This window comes from Desulfuromonas sp. DDH964 (assembly GCF_001611275.1).
In the GTDB taxonomy this organism is placed as follows: Bacteria; Desulfobacterota; Desulfuromonadia; order Desulfuromonadales; family DDH964; genus DDH964.
The window spans coordinates 2,559,097-2,581,526 of the sequence record NZ_CP015080.1; the positions used below are offsets into that span (position 1 = coordinate 2,559,097).

Sequence of the window (22,430 nt, forward strand, 5' to 3'; positions counted from 1 at the left end):
CCCACGAAAACCAAAGTCCCTGGCCCAAAGCTTCTCCTCTGATCGCCATCGAGGATGCAGCTATCCTACTTTCCGCGCCAGCAGATAAATCACCTCGTAGGTGGCCGGGATCGATCCGGGCCGGCCAAACTCGGCCTGGTAAATCTGGGTCATCCGCTGCATGACATCCCGGCGCGCCAGGCCGGGGGGGCGGCTACGGGCGGCGTTGGACGCTCCGAGCCCCTTAAGACCGCGCAACAGGCTGGCGACATCCCGATGGGTTTCAGACACCTCGTCGCTGAAAAGCTGGAGGGGGGAGAGGCCACTCCCCGCCAGGGCGGCCTGAAGGTCGCCGAGATCAGGAAAGTCGAGGGCATGGGAGGGCTGGAGACTGTTGCTCTCGGCAACCGCCCGCCGGTGTGAGGTGCGCAGTTCGTGGAGGGTCCGCCCGCCAAAGAGGGCGAGGGCCAGCACGCCTGAAGGGCGCAGGATGCGTCCCGCTTCGGCTAGGGCGCTGGGGAGGGAATTGAGCCACTGGTAGACCGATGCGGAAGCGACCAGGCCGCAGCTCCCGCTGGCGAAAGGGAGCGTCTCGGCATCGGCATCGACGGCGGAGGCAGCGGGGAGCAGGTTGGCGGCACAGCAGGTCATCGGGTGGGCGAGGTCGGAAAGGATCAGGGACGCTTCAGCGCAGCGGGAGCTTAAGAGGCCCGACAGCAGCCCGGTACCGCATCCGACCTCGAGGATGGGGCCGGCCGGCCAGTCGACACCGTCCAGGAGCCCGGCAAGGCGCTGGGCGACCTGGCGCTGTACCCGGGCGTGGCGCTCGTACTCGCTGGCCTGGCGGGCAAAGTTGCGCTTCACGCTGGCCCGGTCGACGGGACGCAGGGGGGTCATGACAGGAACGCCTCCCAGGTTTCGACGCTCTGCTGCGGGGCACTGAGGAAGGGGGCGTGACCACGCTCCGGCAGCAGCTCCAGGAGCCCCCGGGCAGAGGTGGCGGCGAGAGCCGCGGCTGCACCCGGCAGGGTGATGCGGTCGAGTTCTCCCTGCTGGACCAGGACCGGGCAGGGAAGCTCGGTCAGCTCCGGGCGCAGGTCGCCCTCCTTCAGGGTCTCTAGCGCGGCGAGCGCCACCTCCACGGGGGCCAGTTTCCCGCCCCGAACGGCAAAGGAGACAATTTCGCGCAGCCGCTGGCGCGGAATCGCTTCGCCGGCAAACTGGAGCTGAAAGAAGTCGCCCTGGGTCTTGGCATAGGCACGGACGAGGTCGCGGGCCATGACCCGAACCTGCCCGGCCGGGAGGCCGTGGGGCCAGTCGCCGGCGGCGACAAATTTCGGTGTTGTTGCTACCAGCAGCAGCGCCCTGACCTCGATCCGACGACGGCGCGCCAGGCGGATCGCCACCTGGCCGCCGAGGGACCAGCCGAGGAGATCGATCTGCCGATGCCCGCTGGCGAGCAGCCAACCTTCGAGATCGGCGGCAAAATCGTCGAGGGCGTAGCCGGGCCCCGGGGAGGAGTCCCCGTGCCCGCGCAGGTCGGGAGCGAGGGCCAGGCGCCTCGCCCCGAGCAGGGGCAGCACCTCGCCAAAGACCGCCGATGACATCGACCAGCCATGCAGTAGCACCAGCGGCGCACCGCTCCCCTGCTGGCGCCAGGCCAGGTTGCGGCCATCGGCGAGAAGATGCCGCCTCACGGCAGGTTCTCCAGGGTGGCGACGATCGCTGCCGCGGCCCGCTCCAGTTCGGCAGGATCGTGGTTCGCCATGACCGTCGCCCGCAGCCGGCATTTGCCGACCGGGACGGTGGGCGGCCGGATCCCCTGCAGGAAGATACCGCGTTCGAAGAGACGGTTGGCGGCTGCCATGGTCGGTTGCGGCTCCCCGGTCAGCACCGGCACGATCTGCGTGGTACTGCCGAGCAGGTCGAGACCGGCGGCGCTCAGCACCGCGCTGAAACGGCGACGGTTCTCTTCCAGCTGCCGACGCAGGCGGGCGCCTTCGTCGCTGGCGACGATGGCCAGCGCCGCTTCGGCCGCCGCGGCAACCGCCGGCGGCAGGCTGGTGGAGAAGATGAAGGGACGGCTGCGGTTGATCAGGATATCGATCACCGGCCGCGCCGCCGCGAGGTAGGCGCCGGCCGCACCGAGCCCCTTGCCCAGGGTTCCCATGTGCAGGTCGACCTGGTCGAGGCAGCCGAAATGCTCGGCCGTGCCGCGACCATGGGGACCGAGTACCCCGGTGCCGTGGGCATCGTCGATCATCAGCAGGGCGGAGAAGCGTTCCTTGAGGCGGACCAACTCGGGGAGTGGAGCCAGATCGCCGTCCATGCTGAAGACGCCGTCACTGACGATGAGCCAGCGCCCCTTGCGCTGCGGCGCCTCGGTAGCGAGCAGGGCTTCCAGGGCGGCGCAGTCGGCGTGGGGATAGACAACAGTGCGGGCTCCGGACAGGCGGCAGCCGTCGATCAGCGAGGCGTGGTTCAGGGCATCGGAGAAGATCACGTCACCGGGGCCGAACAGCCCCTGCAGAATCCCGGTGTTGGCGGCATAGCCGGAATTGAAGAGGAGCGCCCCTTCGCACCCCTTGAAAGCGGCCAGGGCCTCTTCGAGACGCACATGGGGGCGCATCGAGCCGGAGACCAGGCGACTGGCGCCGGACCCGGCGCCATAGCGGGCGGTCGCCGCGCAGGCCGCCTCGATCAGCGCCGGATGGTTGGCGAGCCCGAGGTAGTTGTTGGAGCAAAGGAGAAGGAGCTCGCGTCCCTCGACCATGACCCGGCTTTGCTGGGGGCCGTCGACGGTGCGCAGCGAGCGGTACATGCCGTCGGCGCGCAAGGCTTCCAGTTCACGGCGCCACTTTTCCATGTCAGGACTCCTGCGCCGGAGGGCGGGCGATGGTGCCGACCTGGTCAATGAGCAGCACCTGGCGTTCGAGAAAGGTCACCGTCTCCTCCAGGCTGGCGGTGCCGGAACGCCAGAAAAAGGCGCGACCGCCGCGCTCTTCGCCGAGTGGCTTGAGGTGGGGCAGGCGCAGGTAACCGTCCACTGCCGTCGCCACGTAACCGGCCGGGTAATCGGGATCATCGGACCAGCAGAGCTCGGCGACGATCCCCGGGGCTGCCAGGACCTTGGCGGCGAGGACCAGGGCCTCGCGAACGTGGGGGTTGTTCAGACCGACCCGGGCGAGGCGACGGCGCAGCATACGATCCGCCGACCGGGTCAGGTCCATGCGGCTGGCGCGAACCCCGCGGGCAGGGTCCGCCTCGAGCCGGGCGCCGCTGTCGGCGTCGACCAGCATCGCGCCGCGCATGCTGACGCCGCCCGGGGCAGGACCGGCGACCAGCGCCGCCAGCGCCTGATCGACGGCCAGCCTGCTGACGCCGGCCTTGATCAGGAGATCGACCGCTAGGCGGCGACCGGCCTGGTAATCGGCAACGGGGAGCGTCCGTACTTGGGGCAGGCGCCCGTAGCGAATCTTTGCCGGATCAAGCGCCTCGGCACTCAGGCGCAGTTCGTCAGCAGCACCGCGGGTGTGGTCCAGAGCCCGTTGCAGCAGGTCCCTGCCGGCGCGCGCCAGCTCTTCGGCAGGCACGATCCTTTCGGCGCCGGAGATATGTTTTCCCTCCCGGGTGCTGTGCATGCGCAGGCTGTAAAGGGTCGGATTCATGGGCGAAGAAGCTAGCATGACGGCCCGGCCCTGTCAACCTCAAGGAGATGCCTGGTTGACAATCGTTACGGGCTGTCGTTACGGGCTTGGCGCGGGCGCCGGTTTGGTTTATGCTACCGGGCCAAACCCTCCCTTCCCTCTCCGGACCGTCACCGCCTGCGGAGTTTCCGCCGATGTTGCTGTTGACCCGCATTCTGCTTGCCGCCGCCTTCGCCAGTTACCTGCTGGCGGTCATCCTTTACCTGCTGCAACTGCGGTATCGAAACCGGGGGCTGGTGCGCAACGCCCTGCGCCTGATTGGCCTTGGTTTCCTTCTGCAGAGCATCTGCCTGGCACAGCGCTGGTGGCTGGCCGGGTTCCTGCCGGTGACCAACCTCTTCGCGACCCAGTTCTTTTTCAGCTGGGCCCTCGCCGCGACCTTTCTTTACTTCGAACTGCGCTACCGCATCGGTGCGACCGGCCTCTTCGTCATGTTCCTCAACCTGCTCCTGCTCGGCAGCGCGCTCCCCCGCGACCCGGCGATTCCGCCGCTGATCCCGAGCCTCGATACCCCGCTCTTCACCCTGCACATCGGCTTTTCTTTCTTCGGCTACGCCTTCTTTGCCATGGCCTTTTCCCTCGGCGTTCTCTACCTGGTCCAAAAACGCTGGCATTCGCCGCTCCTGCCCGGCCTCCCCGAGTTGCGCCGCCTCAACGAAGAGGCGATCTTTCTCGGATTCTGCCTCTTCACCTTCTGCATGCTCTGGGGGAGCCTCTGGGCCTACATCGCCTGGGGCTTCTATTTTTCCTGGAACGTCAAGGCGGTCTGGTCCTTCATCGTCTGGCTCTTCTACGCTGGTATGTGCCACGCCAAGTTCGTCCGCCGCTGGCAGGGGACTGGTTACGCCTGGCTGTCGATCGCCGGGTTCGCCGTCGTTCTCTTCACCTACCTCGGCATCGGCCTGCTGCTGACCAGCAACCACCCCCTGGATTGAACCATGCCGACGCTGCGCCAGAAGATATGGGACTATTGCATTTCCCTCAAGCTGACGATCCTCCTCGCCAGCCTCGCAACCCTGCTCACCATGGGCGGTTCCCTGCTGATCCATTTCCTGCCCGGCATCTTCGGCAACCTCGATCAGGTTCCTCTCGGCGCCTGGTTCCTCGGTCGCGGCCGCGAGCATCCCTTCTTCGCCGCCTGGCTTGCGGCCCTGGTGCTGCTGATGGGGCTGCTGGCACTCAACACCGGCTGCTGTTTCCTCGACTGGCTGATCAGGCTGCGCAGCCGCTGGCGCAAAAGTGGTGAGTATCTGCTCCATCTCGGCTTTCTTCTGATCGTCTGCGCCTACCTCTGGGGCGGGATGACCGGATCACGGCAGTCCGGTCTGCGCTTTTCCCCGGGGGCCCCGGTCCCGTTGCCGGGGCAGGCCGGGCTCTACCTGCGCCTCGATCAGTTCGATCCGGTCTTTCGCGATGGCCGCCCCATCGACATGATCAGCAAGGTGACCCTGCTGCAGGGAGATTCCCCTCTATCCTCCGCGGCCATTCGCATCAACCACCCATTGATCTGGAAAGACCTGGTTATCCTGCCGGAAAGCTTCGGCCAACAGCCGACCGGCTTTCGCTTCCTGCTCGGCAATGGCGCCGAGGTGGAACTGCGTCCCGGTTCGCGGCACGATCTCGGTGGTGACCGCGCGCTGCTGGTTCGCGGCTTTCTTCCCGATGCCTCGATCGGCAGCGACGGTCGCGCCTATGCCCGCAGCGAGAACCTCGGCGATCCCGCGCTTTTGCTGCAGCTGGTCACCGCCGACCGCCTCCTCTGGCAAGGGTGGTACCCGTTACGGCAGGGACTGCCGCGCGCTGCCGCCGTCGCCGGACTGCAGATGACGCCGCTGGCACCGATATTTCAGACCTATGCGGTGCTGACCGTCAACAGCGACCCGGGCGCGCACCTCGCCCTCGCGGGGGCAGCGGCGATGCTGACCGGCGTCAGCCTGGCCCTCGTCTCCTTCTACCGGAAACGGCGGCGAGGTGACCGACCCGACATTGGCTGACCACACGAATATTCTCCAACGATCCGTTTCTTCCTTGCAAAAACCTCTGTCTCTTCTTATAGTTAATGGCTGATTCCGGAGACGGGCCCAACTTCCAGACGACACGGATCGTTTACACGGGCTTTCGGTATTTCTGGTGGACGACTTTCTGCAGCAGCCTGAACGTCGGCGCCAGCGCAAGCTCCCCGAACTGGTAACCGCCGTCACCCGCCGGTGGTAACAAGTCGAGCCAGCACGACCAAAGGTTACGGCCGTCATCTCTGCCGCGCCGTCAGGGGAAATGGGGCAAGGCCATCCCGACTCTCGATACCCTCCTCGCATTCGTCCCGGGAGGGCGCGGGAAGGCCAGGAACGCCTATATCAGGCATCCCCCAGATGCTGGTCCTCGCTCTGGCCGATGGTCGCCGTTCCATCCACACCATCTGTAGCGAAGCGACCATGCTCGATTTCGAGGTGTACAATTTTCTCTACCTGATGGTTCGTGCCCGCATTCTGCAATTGGACGAAGCTGAGGGACACATCCCAGAGAGGGAAGCCTAGGCGATGATGACCGCTGCGCAGCAACAGGACCACGTCCGGCGGCTGCTGATTGTTGACTACTCCGCCGAACGGCGTGCCAGCCTGCGCCAGCTGTTGGAGGAACGGCAAATTGTTGCGCTGGAGGCCGACAGCTGCGAAAGCGCCCTGGCCATGTTGATCGTGGAACCGGTTGCCCTGATCCTTACCGAGACCGAGCTCCCGAACAAGAGCGGTCTTTATCTGCTGCAGAAGGTGAAGCAGAAGCACCCCGAGGTTGAGGTCATCCTCCTCACCCACAACGCCTCTTCCTATAATCTGCTCCAGGCCCTGCGTAACGGTGCCTACGACTTTATCGTTCGCCCCATTGACACCGGGGAAATCCTGCACAACGCGCTCGACCGGGCCTTCAGCCACATCCAACTGCGGCAGCAGAACAACCAGCTCCTCAGCGAGCTGGCCCAGCACAACCGCTTTCTGAGCCACAGCCTGGACATGCTAAAAGCCCTCAATACCTCCATCGAGCGGGTGGCCGCGGCCACCGACATCGAAACCCTCTTCATGGAACTGCTCACTTCGGCGGTTGAGGAACTGCACCTGAAACGCGGCTTCCTTGCTCTCTTTGACCGTTCCTCGGAAAAACTCGGGCTCAAGGTCGGCGCCGGTATCCCGACCGCCATCTGCCGCCAGTATGCTACGACCATTCCCGCGGGACTGACCACGAAGCTTGCCAGCCGCGGCAAACCGCTGCTGATTCCGGGAGAATTGCCATCCAAATTGCAGCGCCTGGCCGATGTCGACGAATTGACCGATCTCCTCTCCAGCCCGGGACTCCTCGCTGCACCGCTGACGCTGCGTGACCGGGTTGTCGGCATTGTCGTCCTCTCCGGCACGCGGCCGGAACATCCCTTCACCGAACACGAAATGCATTTCCTGATCCAGCTCTCCCATCACGCGGCCCTGGCTCTCGAAAAGGCCGGCATTATTCACCAGCTCAAGCGGAGACATTCTCACCGGGGGGAACCGGGATGACGCGGCAGCGGCCATGGAACTGCTGACGGCCTCTCCCTACTTCAACCTATTCCTTCTCAGCTTTCTCGCCGCCACCCTGATCCCCCTCGGTTCCGAGTGGCTGCTGCTGGCCCTCCTGATCGAGGGATACCCTGCGCCGCAACTCCTCACCCTGGCGACCTTCGGCAACCTCCTTGGCGCCTGCACGACTTATCTGGTCGGCCGCGGCGGCAGCGACTGGCTGGTGACCAGGGTGCTGCGAATCAGCCCCGGGCAGCGCCAACGGGCAGAAGGGCTCTACCAGCGGTTCGGCCGCTGGAGCCTGCTCCTCTCCTGGCTGCCGCTGATCGGCGACCCGATCTGTCTCGCCGGCGGCATGCTGCGCGTCAACTTTGGCTCCTTCCTGGTACTTGCCGGAACCGGCAAATTCTTCCGCTATCTTCTCATCGCCCTCGCTGTTCAGACCGGCAACCACCCGATTTGAAGCAAAGAAAAAACGACCGCGGGCACCCTTGCCGGGTGCCCGCGGTCGTCCTGATCCTTGATGGTACCAACCCGGATTTCACCCGGCGGGCGGCAGCAACGAAAAGAAAAAACAGCTGCCGTTTCCCGGTGCACTCTCCGCCCAGACCTGGCCACCATGACGTTCAACCACCCGTTTTACCGTGGCCAGCCCGATGCCGGCGCCGGGATACTGTTCCTGGCTGTGCAGCCGCCGAAAGGGTTGAAACAAGTCGCCGGCCTGGGCCATATCAAATCCCGTCCCGTTGTCGCAAAGGAAATAGACCGGTCCATCTTCCCGCTCCCGGCGCCCCAGCTCAATCCGCGCCAGCTCTTCATCGCGCGTATACTTCCAGGCATTGCCGATGAGATTCTCCAGCAACACCCCCAGCATCTGGGGGTCTCCCTCGACAATCAGATTAGCGGGAGCGATGAATCTACTCTGGCGCCCCGTTTCCTCCTGGGTCAGTCCCTTGAATATCCGGCGTGCTACGGCAGCCAGGTCGACCTCCTCCCGCTTCAACTCGCTCAAAGTCAGCCGGGAGAGACGCAGCAGGGCATCACTCAGCATCGTCATCGAATCGCACCCCTCCCGGATCCGAACCAGGCAGTATTGCCCGGTCTCGTCGAGTTGGGAGAAGGCCCTCTCCTCGAGGATTTCCGCCGCAAGACTGACCCGGGAAAGGGGATTGCGCAGGTCGTGGCTGAGGCTGTAGCCAAAGGCTTCCAGTTCCCGGTTGCTGGCGGCCAGTTCTGCTGCCTGGCGCTGCAATTCGAGGTTCAGCTGGCGGATTTCCCGTTCCGTCTGTTTTCGTGCCGTCAGATCGACCATGACACCAACCAGGCCGGCAGGCGGCCCCTTCTCCGGACCGTAGGTCGCCTTGGAGAAGACAAAATCGCGTACCTGGCCATCACCGCAACAGACCTGCTCCTCGTAGCTTTGAATTCCGCCGCTGGCAAAGAGAGCATCGTCCTGCTGGCGATAATGGGCGGCCAGCTCGGGGGGAGCGAGATCCTCCACCTGGCGGCCGACCACAGCCTCCCGGGTCAGGCCATGCAGGTCGAGAAACGCCTGGTTGCACCCCTGGTAGCGGCCGGCGCTGTCTTTGTAGAAAAGGGGATTGGGAATGGTATCGATGAGCCTTTGGAGAAATCGGCTGCGGAGGGTCGCCTCTTCTGTCGCCGCCTTGCTGAGGCTGATATCCCGGACGACCTCAATGCCGGCGACAATCTCCCCGGCGGCGTTACGCAGGGGCGAAGAGAGAATCTCGATGTGCGACAGACCCTCTTTTCCCTCCAGGCGCTTCTCCAACCGGTGAATTCCCCCGTCGGCAAAGGTCCGTGCCACCGGGCAGTTGTTGCAGACCTGTTCCTGGTGGTCGTAGGCCTGATAGCAGAAGCGGCCGACGAAATCGCCCTGGACCAATTCCCGGTGGGCGGCGTTCTGGTAGAGAATGCGAAAATCGGTCCCCTGGATGCTGACACCATCACCGATGGCGGCAAGCACTCCGTCACTGCGTTGGCGGGCCAGAGAGGCCTCATCGAGGGCGCGGGTCAAATCGGCGGTCAGACGGCGGTTCTTCCGCAGACTGTTGCGGAACAACCAGCCGAATCCGAGGAGCAGGGCGAGGGAAAGGAGCCGGAGCAGCACCTCGTGGGGTTCACCGAGGACAGCCTCGGACAAGGTGGCGGCATTGCGGACATGCATATCGAGCAAAGCATCCCCAACCCAGAGTCCAGAGAGGAGCAGGAACCCGAGCAGAAGAAGGTGGTCGAAGTTAGGTCCGCGGGAGTTGATGGGGAACCTCGAAAGGGTTTGCAGAACTTAGCGGGAAACCACCTGCGCGCCCGACTGTTGCAGAAAAGGTCGAACGGCGTTGGTAATCCCAGCGGCATCGAGACCATAGCGGGCCAGAAGTTCGGCCTGGCTCCCCTGCTCGACGAAGTGGTCGGGGAGCCCGAGGCGCAGAACCGGAAGGGTGACCCCGGCGTCGGCGAAAAGCTCGAGAACGGCAGAGCCGAAACCGCCCTGCAGGGCATTCTCCTCGATGGTGATGACCTTACCGGTTCGCTGAGCCTCGGTGAGCAGCAGCTCACGGTCGAGCGGTTTGACGAAACAGGGGTCGACCACCGCCAGGGAAATACCTTCCGCAGCCAGGGTCTCCGCCGCCCGCAGGGCCGGTTCAACCATGGTGCCGAGAGCAAAAACAACCCCGGAATCACCGGCACGCAGCTTTTCACCGCGCCCAACCGGAAGCAGCTGAGGGTCGCTTGCCAGCTCCAGGCCGAGCCCCTTGCCCCGCGGGTAACGGTAGGCAAAGGGACCTTCCGCGGCCAGCGCGGTCACCATGAGGCGCTGCAATTGGAGTTCATCGCGGGGGACGGCGAAGGTCAGGTTGGGAATGTGTCGCAGGTAGGAGAGGTCGAAAACCCCGTGGTGCGTCGGGCCGTCGGCGCCCACCAAACCGCCCCGGTCCATGGCGAAGGTTACCGGCAGGTTTTGCAGGCAGACGTCATGCAGGACATTGTCGTAAGCACGCTGCAGGAAGGTGGAATAGAGCGCCACCACCGGCCGCAACCCCTGGCAGGCGAGCCCCGCCGCAAAGGTCACCGCATGCTGCTCGGCAATGCCGACATCGAAGAAGCGGTCCGGATGGCGCTCGGCAAAACGACTCAGGCCGGTGCCGTCGGGCATCGCCGCAGTGATCGCCACCACCCGTTGATCGCGATCGGCCATGGCGCAAAGGGTCTCCCCGAAGACACCAGTAAAGCTCTTCGCCCCCCCCTTGCCAGCGGCAACGACCCCGCTCTCGGGGTCAAAAGGGCCAACCCCGTGAAAGACCGAGGGGGAACGCTCGGCGGCGGCGTACCCCTTCCCCTTCTTGGTCACGACGTGAACCAGGCGTGGCCCCTTCAGGCGTACCACGTTACCGAGGGTCTCGACCAGATCATCGAGCTGGTGGCCGTCGATAGGGCCGACATAATCGAAGCCGAAGGCCTCGAAGAGCATCCCCGGGGTGAGAAACCCCTTGACCGACTCCTCGGCCCGGCGGGCCAGGTTGACCAGGTCCTTGCCGAAGCGGGGGACCGTGCCGAGCAGGTGTTCGGTTTCCCGCCGGAAACGGACGAAGAGATCGGAGGTCATCTTGCGACTGAGGAACGAAGAGAGTGCCCCGACATTCTGGGAAATGGACATCTCGTTGTCGTTGAGGATGACCACCAGGTCCTTCTTCAGGTGCCCCGCCTGGTTGAGCCCTTCAAAGGCGAGGCCGGCCGTGAGCGAGCCGTCCCCGATAATCGCCACCACCTTTTCGGTACCACCGAGCGCATCGCGGGCGGCGGCCATCCCCAGCGCCGCCGAAATGGAGGTACTCGAATGGCCGACATCGAAGGCATCATAGGGGCTCTCCATCCGTTTCGGGAAGCCGCTGATGCCGTCAAGCTGGCGCAGGGTATGAAAACGATCCAGCCGACCGGTCAACAGCTTGTGCGCATAGGCCTGGTGACCGACATCCCAGACAATCTTGTCCTTCGGGGTATCGAGCACCCGATGCAGAGCAATGGTCAGTTCGACCACCCCCAGCGAACTCGCCAGGTGACCGCCGTTGCTCGCCACCGTGGCAATGATCGTCTGGCGAAGCTCCCCGGCAAGAGTTTCGAGCTCGGCCAGGGTGAAGCCCTTGAGCTCGGCGGGAGACTGTAAACGGGAGAGGATTTCCGTCATAGGCAAGACACCACGTAAAAGGTTACGAACTGCGGTTGACGATGTAATGGGCAATCTGCCGCAGAGGCTCGGCCGCATCACCGAGGGGTTCGATGGCGGCAACCGCGCGATCGCGCAGTTCCCGGGCCCGTTGCCGCGCCGGCTCCAGCCCGAGCAGGGCGACATAGGTCACCTTGCCGCGGGCGGCGTCGCTGCCGACATCCTTGCCGATTTCGGCCTGGTCGCCGACGACGTCAAGGATATCGTCGGCCACCTGGAAGGCGAGGCCGGCGGCCTCACCGTAGCGGCTCAGCGCCTGGAAGGCGGAGTCCGAGGCGCCGCCAAGCAGACCGCCGCACTGAACTGCAGCAAGAATCAGGGCGCCGGTCTTGTGGGTGTGGATATATTCGAGGGTCGGCAGATTGACCTCCTTCCCTTCCGATTCCATGTCGACGACCTGTCCACCGACCATGCCGAGGCTGCCGGCACAGCGGGCCATGACATGGATCACCTGGCGAACGATCGCGACGGGGACCGCCTCCTGCAGGTCAGGATTGCTGAGCAGGATGAAGGCCTCGGTCAGCAGGCCGTCACCGGCGAGGATTGCCGTTGCCTCACCGTATACCTTGTGACTGGTCGGACGGCCGCGCCGGAAATCGTCGTCATCCATCGCCGGCAGATCATCATGGATAAGGGAATAGGTGTGGATCATCTCCATGGCGCAGGCCGCCGGCAGGACCAGTTCGGGATCGCCGCCGACCGCCTCGCAGGCGGCAATCATCAGCAGCGGCCGCACCCGCTTGCCGCCGGCAAAGACCGAGTAGCGCATCGCCTGATGGAGGCTGGCCGGGAGGGTGTCGGCGGCGGGGAGGTAGCGATCAAGGGCCTGGTCGACCCGCAGCTGCCGTTCGGCCAGGTAAGCTTTGAGATCCATCGAATCAGTCATCCTCGGCCGGTTGGAAAGGCTCGACCCGCAGGCTGCCAGCACGATCTTTGAGCAGGCAGTCGACCCGGGTTTCCACATCCTTGAGCAGCAACTGGCAGCGGGACGCTGCCTGCACCCCCTGCTCGAAACAGGCGAGGGCCTGTTCCAGTGGCAGGTCGCCCTGTTCAAGGCGTTCGACCGCCGCTTCCAGGATTTTCAGCGTCGCTTCGAAGTCGGGAGGAACACTCTTTTTTGCCGTCATAAATCGCCACCATCAGGAGAAGGTTCATTATTGCCGGGGGTCCGGGGTGAGTCAAGGCTTTTCCCGGTAACGGCAAGCAGCGCCAGCGGGTCGATTCGTGCCCCGCGCAGCTTCGCCCCCCAGTGCAGGTGGGGCCCGGTCGATCGTCCGCTGCTGCCGACCCGCCCCAAAAGAGCCCCCCCCTCCAGGTCGTTGCCGGTGCGGCAGTCCAGTCTCTGGAGATGGGCATAGAGGGTATAGAGGCCTTCGCCGTGATCGAGAATGACGGTATTGCCGGTAAAGTAGAGGGCGCCGGCAAAGACCACCCGGCCGGCGCCGGCAGCCAGCACCCGGCGTCCCAGCGGGCTGCGAAAATCGACGCCGCCGTGGGGGGAGCGGGGAGAACCATTGAGAATTCGTCGCAGGCCGAAACTGCTGCCGGCGGGATCGGGGACCGGGCGCCGGAAGGGACCGGCCCGTAATCCCGGGGTCTCCTTGGCAAAAAGAGCCGCGAGGCGCTTGGACTCGCGCTCGATCCGAGCGAGGATAGCCGGGTCCCGCGGGTTGACCATCGCCGCCGGCAGGGATAGGCGCTCTTCCGGGAAAGGGGTCGCAAAGACCTCGAGGGCGGACTGGAAAAAGTGGGAAGCGCCACTGCGGTCGACTACGGCCAGGGTGAGCGGATAGGATCCCGGCGCCAGCGCCAGGTCGGCCCCGAGCAGGGCATGGGCGCCGTTTCGGTCCCGCTCCAGGTAGATCAAGCGGTCATTCCAGCGCGCCACGGCCAGCACCGGTGGCGCGCCGCGATAGGCCAGCCGGACCACTCCGCCGGTGGCGACCCGCGGCGCCGAGAGCTGCAGCTCACCGGCCCCGGCGGCTGTCGCCCAGAAAAGCAGAGCGAGCAGAAGAAGAATTTTCATTCCCCCTCCTCCGCGACCACCACCCGCACCTTTCCCCGGGCCAGGTGGAGCCGCAATCCCTCGCCCGGTACCAGGGTGGCGGCATCGACGACAGCCCGTCCGTCGCTTTCCCGCAAGGCGATGGCATAGCCGCGCTGCAGCGTTCGCAGCGGTGAGAGGAGATCGAGGCGAGTGCCGAGAACCGCGAGCCGCCCGGAGTACTCCTGCCAGCGGGATTGCCAGGCCAGGTAGAGCCGCTGCTCGAGGGCGAGCTGCCGTTGCCGCGACAGCGCCAGGTCGGCGAGGGGGGAGCGCAGTCGCCGCTGCAGACCCGTCAGCCGCTCCCGCAACAGGCCAAGCCGGCTGTCGATCTGGGCGCCGAGCCGCAACACCAGGTGGTCGAGGTGGCGCTCCAGTTCAAGGCGGCTGGCGACCACCAGCTCGGCCGCAGCGCTCGGTGTCGGCGCGCGCAGGTCGGCGACAAAGTCGGCGATGGTGAGGTCGGTTTCATGCCCGACCGCAGAGATCACCGGCAACCCTGAGGCCGCGATCGCCCGTGCTACCACCTCGGTATTGAAGGCCCAGAGGTCTTCCAGCGAGCCGCCGCCGCGACCGACGATCAGGACTTCGGCGCGGCCATGCCGGTTGAGATCCTCGATCGCGGCGGCAATCTCCTCGGCCGCACCCTCCCCCTGGACCCGCACCGGGCGGAGCAGCACCCGCACTCCGGCGGCGCGGCGCTGCAAGACGTTGAGAATGTCATGGATCGCGGCGCCGGTCGCCGAGGTGACCACTCCGACCATCACTGGATGCCCGGGAATTGGCCGCTTGCGCTCCGCGGCAAAGAGCCCCTCCGCCGCGAGACGTCCCTTCAATTGCTCGAAGGCGAGCTGCAACCCTCCGGCGCCGAGGGGATGCAGGGTATCGACGATGAGCTGCAACTCCCCGCGCTGGTTGTACACCGAGACCCGGCCACTGCAGACAACCTGCAGGCCGTTTTCCGGCTGGAAGCGGAGCAGCCGGTTCTGGGTGCGAAACATGACCGCACGCAGCTGGGCCTGCTCATCCTTGAGGGAAAAATACCAGTGCCCCGAAGCCGGTGCGGCAAAATTGGACAACTCCCCCTCGACCAGGACCTGGACAAAATTGTCTTCGACGGTCTCCCGCAGCAATGCTACCAGTCGGGAAACGGTCAAACGCGGCGCTGTCTGATCCATGCCTAGACCACCAGATATTGGGGTTTTAAATTGACAAAGCGGCCCTGATTCCCTATATATAGGAATCTCTTCAATGAATCAAGGAACCGTCATGTCGCAACTCTACGTGGTGACAATCGCCAGCGAAAAGGGGGGGGTCGGCAAAACCACCCTGGCGACCAACCTCGCCATCTATCTCAAGGCATTGTGCGAAGACCTGCCGGTCACCCTGTTCAGCTTCGACAACCACTTCTCGGTCGATCGCATGTTCCGGATCGGCCAGGGAACCCCGCGCGGGGATGTTGCCGACCTGCTACAGGGAACGCCCGCCGAGGCGTTGGTCGAACTGGGCGAATACGGCGTCCAGTTTATCCCTTCCCGCTCTGACCTCACCAGCCTGCGCGAGCGACTGACCACCCCGGACCTCCTCGCCAGGATGCTCTGTGCAGCGCAATTGACCGGGGTTCTGATCATCGACACCCGCCCCGACCTCGACCACTTCACCCGCAACGCCCTCTACGCCGCCGACCGGGTTATCGTCCCGGTCAAGGATATGGCCTCCCTCGAAAACTGCCGCAACCTCTACGCCTTCTTCGCCGAGCAGGGGCTGAGTAAAAAGGCGCTGCGCATTCTCCCGTGCCTGGTCGACTCGCGCATTCATTTCGACGGCCCCTTTCGCGATTCCTACCAGCTGCTCAAAGGCTATGCCATCAATCGCGGCTACCGCTGCCTGGAGGGATATATCGCCAAGAGCCCCAAGGTCGAATCTCTCAATACCAACCCCGACGGCAAGATCTACCCGGTCATTACCCATGGCCGCGGCACGGAGGTCCATATCCAGTTCAGCCACCTGGCCCGCCAGGTCTTCCTCGACCTGCGCGACTGCAATGAACTCCGTCTTTCGGCCATAGCATTGGAGCAAGAGCGCCGGAGCCAGGAGCGCAGCAGCGCCTTTGCGGCCCGTCTCGCCAAAATCGCCCCGGGTTGCCTGCTGTGCGACCGCGAACTGGTCGGACCGGGAGGAGTCGAATCAGCGGGCTATTTTGCCGCAACCGGAAGCGGCAGCCTCTCCGGTTTCCTCGATGAGGAATGCTACTCGGAGCTGGTCTTCCGCCATATCTTCCAGTCATCGCGGGAAGGGAGCGGCAGTCAGCCTTTGCGGGAGCTGTTCCGGGAATCGGCGCAGCGCTCCTACTTCGTCCTGCGGCGTGCCCCGGGAACCCGCAATTTCTTTCGCCAGCAGCTCTCTTTTTACCGCTTCGACGAAAGCGGTCTCGAAGTTTCCCACCGGGTAATCGACCTCGACGGGCTTGGCCGGGAAACCGAGAACCCGTTGCAGCGACTGGCGCTAAGGACCCTCTGCGACCAGCAGGGACGACTGGGGGACGATTTCCTGCTGGTGCGCAGGGTGAGCAGCGATGTGCCGGAAGAGATCCTCTACGATGAAGCCCAGGAAGCCTTCCGGGAAGCCGGGCGGCGCATTGCCAGCCAGTTCTACTGAGGGGCGGTCGGAACCGCAACCAGCTGCGAAACCGGCACCACTTCGATGCCGGCGGCGCGCAGTTCGGGGAGGGCCTGGCGCAAGGCGGTCAGGGTCGCGGGATGGGGATGGCAGATGCCGATGGCGCTGCCGTGCTGGCGAGCCATGCGAATCAGCTTGCGGATTTCACCGCCGATCAGGCCGGCGTCCTGGACATTATCAAGGAACATATCGCGCTGGGCCACCGGAATTCCGGCCCGCCGCGCCAGTTCAAAGGCGACCGATGCGCCGGTCGTCCGGCTGTCAACAAAGAAGAGCCCCGCCTCGCGCATCTGCCCCAACACCACCGCCATTCCCGCCGGATCCTCGGTAAATCTTGACCCCATGTGATTGTTGCCGCCCACTGCAAAGGGGACCGCGGTCAGGTAGCCCTGGAAACGTTGCCGCAATTCATCGGCGGAAGCGGCGACGAAAAGGGCATCATGCCCCGGGTTGACGGCCGGGTAGCCCTGCGGCTCCATCGGGATGTGGATCAACACTTCGTGCCCCGTTTCGTGGGCAAGCCGGGCCGACTCCCGGGCATGGGTCTCGTTGGGAAGAATGGCCAGGGTCAGGGGCACCTTGACGCCGAGGAACTGGCGCAGGGTCGCGACGTCACGCCCGAGATCATCAACGATGATCGCAACCCTGGCACTCCTGCCGGGCTGGGCGGGAGGGGCTGGGGGCTGGAAAAGGATCGCCCCCTGCTGATGATCGCCATGAAGAATCCGCAGGCCTCGTCCCGGCAGGAGCTCGGCCTCCACCCCTGGCAGACGACACAGCGACTCGGCCATGGCCGCCAGTTCGGTCGATGGGGGGATGGGACGGGCGACCCGGTACTCCCAGCTGGCGGCACCGGGTTCGGCATCAAACCGTTCCCCCCGCCAACCGGCGCTCTCGAGCCGGCGCCGGATTTCCTCCCAACGGGTCCCTTCCGTTACCTGCGGGGGAGTTGCCGGGGCGCCGGCACTGGGCGAGGGGGGCGGCACGGTCGGCGAGAGATAGCGGCTGCGCAGCTCGCCAAGCAGAATGAGGCTGACCAGGACAAAGCCGACCAGGAAGACCCCGGCGAGCCAAAGTTTCAGGGTCAGGGACCCCCCGTGCGAACGGCGGGGGGATTTGCGCCGCGACGGTTTTTTCCTTGCGGACATGAAGGTTCCAGCAGCAACGGGGATTGGGCCCCCGGAAAAGACGACAAATCAAGCGGCCTTGTGGGTCAGCTCCTGCATGATGCGATACCCCTTGAGCAGATCGAGGGCCCGCAGCAACTGATAATCCTGCCGTGCTGCCTGGTCAAGCTGGAATTTGGGTGTCGCCGCCGGTTCGGTGGTCACGGCCGGGCTCCCCCCCTCGAAATGATTGGTGAGATCTTTTTCCCGCAGCCCGCTACCCTCTTCGAGTTCCTTGATCTCCATGGCCGGCACGACGATATCCGGGGTTATCCCCTTGGCCTGGATGGAGATCCCCGCCGGGGTAAAGTAGCGGGCCGTGGTCAGGCGCAAACCGGAGTTGTCGCTGAGGGGCATGATAGTCTGCACCGAGCCCTTGCCGAAGCTCTGGGTGCCGAGAATTACGGCACGATCGTGATCGTGAAGGGCGCCGGCCACGATTTCCGAGGCGCTGGCGCTACCGCCGTTGATCAGGACCACCAGGGGATAGTCCGGTTCGGTCCCGTCCTGGTGCGCGGTGAACTTCATCGCGCTCCCCTCTTCGCGCCCTTCGGTATAGACAATCAGGCCACTGTCGAGAAAGAGATCCGACACCTTGACCGCCTGATCCAGGAGCCCCCCGGGGTTGTTGCGCAGGTCGAGAATGAGACCGGAGAGCCCCTGGGGGTTTTCCTGGTGAAGTCTTTCCAGGGCTTTCAGCAGATCGTCCCCGGTGCGCTCCTGGAACTGGGTAAGCCGCACATAACCGAACCCGTCTTCGAGGGTCTTCGCCTTGACACTCTGGATCTTGATCAGTTCCCGGACCAGGGTGAATTCCTGCGGTTTTTCGAAGTCATCGCGCATCACGCTGATCGTCACCGAGGTCCCCTTCGGACCACGCATCTTCTTGACCGCGTCCATGATCGTCATCTCTTTGGTCGATTCCTCACCGATCATGATGATCTGGTCACCGGCCTTCAACCCGGCCCGGAAGGCGGGGGTATCCTCGATCGGCGAAACCACCGTCAGCACGTGGTCCCGAATGGTAATCTCGATGCCGAGCCCACCGAACTCCCCCCGGGTGTCGACGCGCATCTCCTTGTAGACGTCCGGCGGCATGAAGGAAGAGTGGGGATCGAGGGAACCGAGCATGCCGTTGATCGCCCCGTAAATGAGGTCTTTCATCGGCACTTCTTCGACATAGCTTTTGCGGACGATCGCGAGGACATCGGTAAAGAGCTTGAGTTCCTGGTAATCCTGCCCCGATTCGGCAATCGCCGGCGGGTTGAACCTGCCGCTGGAAAGCCAGCCGAGCAGGACCAGGGCAAGAACCAGGATGAAAAGAGTCGCACGCCGACTTTTATGCATATCCGTCTCCTCCGGACTCAGTGATTTTGGTGGGGTGCCAGCCAGGCTTCCGGGTCAAGGGGGGTGCCGCTGTGACGGATTTCAAAATAGAAGCGGCGGGCGCCTTCGTACCCGGTCAGCGCCACAACCTCGCCCCGCTCCACCTGGTCACCGACCTGCTTGGTCAGGCTGGCCGCCTGGGCATAGAGCGAATAGTAACTCTCCCCGTGATCGATGATCAGCAGCCGGCCGTAGCCCTTGAACCAATTGGCGAAAATAACCCGCCCCGCCCAGATGGCCCGCACTTCCTCGCCCGCCCGGCAGCCAATTTCAATCCCCTGGCTGTCGTGCAGGGTACCCAGTTGCGGGTTCCTTCCGGTCCCGAAACTGACCTCCACCGGACCCGGCAACGGCCAGGCAAGACGGCCCTGCTGCTGGACAAACAAGTGTGAATCGCCACTATACTCGGCACCTTTGGTGGATTCAAGCCTTTTGACCAGGGCCACCAGCCGCTCCGCCCGTTCGCGCAGATCGGCCAGTTCCCGCTCGAGGCCGGCCCGTTCCTGGCGCAACTCGGCAACCAGGCGCGCCTTGAGCGCTCCAGCTGCCTTCAACGTTTGCTGTTCCCGCCGGCTCGCTGCCAGGCTGGCCTCTTCCTGCCGTTTGAGCTGCGCCAGGCGCTGCAGGCCCGCTTCCTGCTGCTGCAACGTGTCCCGGTAGCCGGCAATCAGCTGCCGGTCCCGGCCGATGATCCGTCCCAGGAAGTCATAGTCTTCGGCCAGACTGGCGGGTGAGGTTGCCCCGAAGAGGACCCGCAGCAGGCCGCCATCACCCGACTTGTAGAGGCCGACCAGGCGTTGCCGGACCTTTGCTGCCAGGGCGGTGACCGATCGCTTGATTTCCGCGACGAGTTGCTCTTCGGTACCGATCCGGGCACTCAGCTGCCGCAGCGAAACCTGCCGCTCACGAATGCGCTTTTCGAGCCGGCCCTGTTCCTCCTCAAGGGTCGCCAGGTCCGCGGCAAGGTGTTTCTCCCGATCCTTTTTTTCGGCGGCGTTTGCCGCCGTAGTTTCAATCCGTCGCTCGATCTCGGCAAGTCGCTGCCTGGTTGTCGTCAGCTCATCGGCCCGGAGCGGCCCTGGGGCGAGCAGGACCAGGAGGAGCAGGCCGACGCCAATACGCCTCCCCCGGGCACCGCCGTGCAACCGCATCAGGCCCGTACCAGGCGGCGCAGGGAGAGCAGGCTGCCGGCCACCCCGAGGAAGACCCCGAGCCCAACCAGAAACAACTGGTAGATCGGGGGGAGAAAGGTAATGCCGTCAACCCCTGCCGCCAGCAGCAGGGTACTCAGCCCCTGTTGCAGGAAACCGTGAAACACCAGCGCCGCACCGGCCAGGGCCAGGCCGCCGCCGCACAACCCCTGGATACCGCCCTCGAGAAGAAAGGGGGTCTTGATAAACCAGGGGGTCCCCCCCACCAGCGCCATGACTTCCAATTCATCCTTGCGCGCATAAAGCGTCAGTTTGATGGTGTTGGCGACGATAAAGAGGGCGGCAAAGAGCAAAAAGCCGCCGAGGACCAGAAAGCCGGTGCGCAATAGGGTGAGAAACGCCTCAAAGCGGTCGAGCCAGTCCTGCCCGTAACGAAGATCGGCCAGCCCCAACCGGTCTCGCAGCGCCGCCACCACCACCTCCGCGCCGGCACGATTGCGGGCCTCGGGACGCAGGCCGATTTCAAGCGAGGCGGGCAGGATGTCCTCCTCGACACCTTCCAGCAGGGAGGCATCGGCGCCAAGCCGTTGGCGAAAACGTTCGAGGGCGGTGCCGCGACTGACGAAAACGACCCGATCCACCTCAGGAAGAGCGGCGATCGATTTCTTCCAGGACTCCAGAACGGAGGGTGCCGGAACCTGGTCAAGATAAGCGACCACCTGGACTTGCTGACTCCACTGGCTGGTCAGTTTCTGGATATTCAGGACGAGGATGCCGAAAAAGGCGAGGATGGTCAGGGCGACGGCCACCGTGCCAATTGCGGCGCCGCACAACACCGGGCTTTGCCGAATGTTGCGCAAGGCCCGTCGCAAGAGGTAGAGACTCCGTTCCAGCACTCCAGGTTCCTTTTGCAAGCGGCGGATTCGACCCCTGCCGCGCCGGTTAAAAATCTAGGGAGTACGGTCTTCCACCAGGCGACCCTGATCGAGAATGATCTGCCGGCGGGGAAATCGGCTGATCATCGCCCGGTCGTGGGTGGCGATCAGGACCGTGGTACCGCGGGCATTCGCCCCTTTGAATAGCTCCATGATATCGAGAGTGATTTCCGGATCAAGGTTGCCGGTCGGCTCATCGGCCAGCAGAACCAGGGGGTCGACGACCAGCGCCCGGGCAATGGCTGCCCGTTGTTGTTCGCCACCGGACAATTCGAGGGGGCGGCGGTGCAGCTTGTGCTCCAGACCGACCTGTTTGAGGGTTTGATAGACCTTTTTACTGACCTCGAAGCGTTTGCGCCCCTGGACCTCAAGGGGAAAGGCCACATTTTCGAAGATGGTACGGGTCGGGATCAGCTTGAAATCCTGAAAGACGATGCCGAGTTGCCGCCGCAAATAAGGAATGCGGCCGGGCCCCATGCGGGTGACATTGAGCCCATTGATCAGGATCTGGCCGCGACTCGGTTTTTCAGCCGCGTAGAGAAGCTTGAGCAAGGTTGATTTGCCGGCGCCCGAGGCCCCGGTAATGTAGATGAAATCGCCTTTGGGAACCTTGAGGGAGATATCGGACAACGCCGAGGCGTCTTTCTGGTAGGCCTTGCAGATGTTGAAGAGCTGGATCATCGCCCTACCACTCGTTGTACGGAATGCCATTGAGTCCGACCAGGTCACTCCCGCTGCGGACATCGAAAACACCCCCTTCGGCCAGCGCCCCCTCCGGGGTCGGTTGGGGTGGCTCGATCACCCAGGTATCGGCGGAGCGGGTAAAGGGGTCGACCGGGATATCCCGCAAATAGCGGGCATCGACCAACTCGTTGAGTGAATCAGGATAGCGGGAGTGATCGGCAAAATAGCCGTCAATGGAGCGCCGCATCTGATAAAGATCTTCCATCAGGACCGTTTCCCGGGACCTGATCAGGCTGGTCTTGTAGTTGGGAACAACAATGCTGGCGAGGATGCCGATGATCGTCATGACGATCAACAGTTCGATCAGCGTGAATCCGCGTTTGCAACTACAAGGTAAAATGTTGAATTTCATCGCAGATCTACCAACTGTTATAGGGCGTGCCATCGAGCGCAGTGGCATCACTCTGGGAATAGACATCGTAAACATCCTCCCCCCCCCAAACCGTCGAGTCAGGTTCATCGGTGTAGGCCCGCAGGCCCCACCCCTGACCATAGGTATCGAAGGGGTCGACGGGAATGCGCCGCAGATATTTGCGCGGGAAGGGGTAGAGATCTCCCCATTCCTTCCCCTCGACCAGGTCCTCCAGGCTTTTCGGGTAGCCGGTTTCATTGACCGAGGTAATGATCTTGTTCTCCGCCTTTGCCTTATCGAAATCGGCTTTGTATTCGTCGATAGCGACCCGGATCATGCGCAGGGAGCGACGCAGTTCCAGTTCCCTGGTCCGGGTCACTGTGACCTCGGCCATCGGCAGAATCGCCGAGGCGAGGACGCCGAGGATAGCCATGGCGATCAACAGTTCGAGCAGGGTCAGGCCTTGCTGACCCCTTCGCGAAAAAAAAGGCCGGGGCATTGA

The 22,430-nt window shown here is 64.1% G+C and carries 23 protein-coding genes; 6 read left to right on the forward strand and 17 right to left on the reverse strand.

Going from position 1 to position 22,430, the window contains the following annotated elements; genetic code table 11:
- Positions 1 to 60: 60 nt before the first annotated feature.
- From bioC to DBW_RS11780, 4 genes are read right to left on the reverse strand one after another with little or no spacing between them, the layout of a single operon-like run.
- Positions 61 to 876, reverse strand: coding sequence for a malonyl-ACP O-methyltransferase BioC (bioC, locus tag DBW_RS11765; RefSeq protein WP_066727706.1), 816 nt, complete (start codon positions 874 to 876; stop codon positions 61 to 63).
- Positions 873 to 1,676, reverse strand: coding sequence for an alpha/beta fold hydrolase (locus tag DBW_RS11770; protein ID WP_066727707.1), 804 nt, complete (start codon positions 1,674 to 1,676; stop codon positions 873 to 875). Before DBW_RS11770 ends, bioC begins: the two co-directional genes overlap by 4 nt.
- Positions 1,673 to 2,845 (reverse strand): 8-amino-7-oxononanoate synthase, encoded by a 1,173-nt coding sequence (gene bioF, locus DBW_RS11775; RefSeq protein ID WP_066727708.1) that lies wholly within the window; start codon positions 2,843 to 2,845, stop codon positions 1,673 to 1,675. Before bioF ends, DBW_RS11770 begins: the two co-directional genes overlap by 4 nt.
- A gap of 1 nt (position 2,846) precedes the next feature.
- On the reverse strand, positions 2,847 to 3,647 hold the full coding sequence (locus tag DBW_RS11780; protein ID WP_066727709.1) for a 6-carboxyhexanoate--CoA ligase: 801 nt from the start codon (positions 3,645 to 3,647) through the stop codon (positions 2,847 to 2,849).
- A gap of 173 nt (positions 3,648 to 3,820) precedes the next feature.
- Here DBW_RS11780 and ccsA point away from each other — a divergent pair, with 173 nt between their 5' ends.
- The 5 genes from ccsA (at position 3,821) to DBW_RS11800 (ending at position 7,691) form a co-directional block, all read left to right on the forward strand.
- Positions 3,821 to 4,621 carry a cytochrome c biogenesis protein CcsA gene (gene ccsA / locus DBW_RS11785; protein ID WP_066727710.1) on the forward strand — a complete coding sequence of 267 codons (801 nt, stop codon included), beginning with the start codon at positions 3,821 to 3,823 and terminating at the stop codon, positions 4,619 to 4,621.
- Positions 4,622 to 4,624: 3 nt separating this feature from the next.
- Positions 4,625 to 5,680, forward strand: a complete 1,056-nt coding sequence (locus tag DBW_RS11790) for a cytochrome c biogenesis protein ResB (protein ID WP_066727711.1) — start codon at positions 4,625 to 4,627, stop codon at positions 5,678 to 5,680.
- 375 nt (positions 5,681 to 6,055) lie between these two features.
- Entirely contained in the window at positions 6,056 to 6,220 is a 165-nt protein-coding gene (locus tag DBW_RS18565; protein WP_157471882.1) for a hypothetical protein, read from the forward strand.
- A gap of 3 nt (positions 6,221 to 6,223) precedes the next feature.
- Entirely contained in the window at positions 6,224 to 7,228 is a 1,005-nt protein-coding gene (locus tag DBW_RS11795) for a response regulator (RefSeq protein WP_066727712.1), read from the forward strand.
- Positions 7,229 to 7,241: 13 nt separating this feature from the next.
- Positions 7,242 to 7,691: a YqaA family protein gene (locus DBW_RS11800; RefSeq protein ID WP_066727713.1), complete on the forward strand. Its 450-nt coding sequence runs from the start codon at positions 7,242 to 7,244 to the stop codon at positions 7,689 to 7,691.
- A gap of 78 nt (positions 7,692 to 7,769) precedes the next feature.
- On the opposite strand, the gene DBW_RS11805 is transcribed toward DBW_RS11800, so the two are convergent.
- From DBW_RS11805 to xseA, 6 genes are all read right to left on the reverse strand, one after another.
- A complete protein-coding gene (locus DBW_RS11805; protein WP_066727714.1) occupies positions 7,770 to 9,416 on the reverse strand; it encodes a sensor histidine kinase in 1,647 nt (548 codons plus the stop codon).
- A gap of 117 nt (positions 9,417 to 9,533) precedes the next feature.
- A complete protein-coding gene (gene dxs / locus DBW_RS11810) occupies positions 9,534 to 11,432 on the reverse strand; it encodes a 1-deoxy-D-xylulose-5-phosphate synthase (RefSeq protein ID WP_066727715.1) in 1,899 nt (632 codons plus the stop codon).
- A gap of 22 nt (positions 11,433 to 11,454) precedes the next feature.
- Positions 11,455 to 12,345 carry a polyprenyl synthetase family protein gene (locus DBW_RS11815; RefSeq protein ID WP_066727716.1) on the reverse strand — a complete coding sequence of 297 codons (891 nt, stop codon included), beginning with the start codon at positions 12,343 to 12,345 and terminating at the stop codon, positions 11,455 to 11,457.
- A gap of 4 nt (positions 12,346 to 12,349) precedes the next feature.
- On the reverse strand, positions 12,350 to 12,598 hold the full coding sequence (gene xseB, locus DBW_RS11820; RefSeq protein WP_066727717.1) for an exodeoxyribonuclease VII small subunit: 249 nt from the start codon (positions 12,596 to 12,598) through the stop codon (positions 12,350 to 12,352).
- Positions 12,595 to 13,497 (reverse strand): M23 family metallopeptidase, encoded by a 903-nt coding sequence (locus DBW_RS11825; protein ID WP_066727718.1) that lies wholly within the window; start codon positions 13,495 to 13,497, stop codon positions 12,595 to 12,597. The genes xseB and DBW_RS11825 overlap by 4 nt, the downstream gene beginning before the upstream one ends.
- Entirely contained in the window at positions 13,494 to 14,693 is a 1,200-nt protein-coding gene (gene xseA / locus DBW_RS11830; protein ID WP_066727719.1) for an exodeoxyribonuclease VII large subunit, read from the reverse strand. The genes DBW_RS11825 and xseA overlap by 4 nt, the downstream gene beginning before the upstream one ends.
- A gap of 73 nt (positions 14,694 to 14,766) precedes the next feature.
- On the opposite strand from xseA, the gene DBW_RS11835 reads away from it, so the two are divergent.
- Complete coding sequence (locus tag DBW_RS11835) at positions 14,767 to 16,173, forward strand: ParA family protein (RefSeq protein WP_082820327.1); 1,407 nt, start codon at positions 14,767 to 14,769, stop codon at positions 16,171 to 16,173.
- Here the strand turns inward: DBW_RS11835 and DBW_RS11840 are convergent.
- Genes DBW_RS11840 through DBW_RS11870 form a run of 7 tightly spaced genes read right to left on the reverse strand, consistent with a single transcriptional unit; the run spans position 16,167 to position 22,427 of the window.
- On the reverse strand, positions 16,167 to 17,342 hold the full coding sequence (locus tag DBW_RS11840) for a divergent polysaccharide deacetylase family protein (RefSeq protein ID WP_066727721.1): 1,176 nt from the start codon (positions 17,340 to 17,342) through the stop codon (positions 16,167 to 16,169). The genes DBW_RS11835 and DBW_RS11840 overlap by 7 nt on opposite strands.
- 48 nt (positions 17,343 to 17,390) lie before the next feature.
- Positions 17,391 to 18,707: a S41 family peptidase gene (locus DBW_RS11845; protein WP_066727722.1), complete on the reverse strand. Its 1,317-nt coding sequence runs from the start codon at positions 18,705 to 18,707 to the stop codon at positions 17,391 to 17,393.
- A gap of 17 nt (positions 18,708 to 18,724) precedes the next feature.
- Positions 18,725 to 19,897, reverse strand: a complete 1,173-nt coding sequence (locus DBW_RS11850) for a murein hydrolase activator EnvC family protein (protein ID WP_066727723.1) — start codon at positions 19,895 to 19,897, stop codon at positions 18,725 to 18,727.
- Positions 19,897 to 20,793: a permease-like cell division protein FtsX gene (gene ftsX / locus DBW_RS11855; RefSeq protein ID WP_066727724.1), complete on the reverse strand. Its 897-nt coding sequence runs from the start codon at positions 20,791 to 20,793 to the stop codon at positions 19,897 to 19,899. The genes DBW_RS11850 and ftsX overlap by 1 nt, the downstream gene beginning before the upstream one ends.
- Before the next feature lie 54 nt (positions 20,794 to 20,847).
- Entirely contained in the window at positions 20,848 to 21,513 is a 666-nt protein-coding gene (gene ftsE, locus DBW_RS11860; protein ID WP_066727725.1) for a cell division ATP-binding protein FtsE, read from the reverse strand.
- Between the two features lie 4 nt (positions 21,514 to 21,517).
- Complete coding sequence (locus tag DBW_RS11865; protein ID WP_066727726.1) at positions 21,518 to 21,928, reverse strand: type IV pilin protein; 411 nt, start codon at positions 21,926 to 21,928, stop codon at positions 21,518 to 21,520.
- A gap of 7 nt (positions 21,929 to 21,935) precedes the next feature.
- Positions 21,936 to 22,427, reverse strand: a complete 492-nt coding sequence (locus tag DBW_RS11870; RefSeq protein ID WP_066727727.1) for a type II secretion system protein — start codon at positions 22,425 to 22,427, stop codon at positions 21,936 to 21,938.
- Positions 22,428 to 22,430 lie beyond the last annotated feature (3 nt).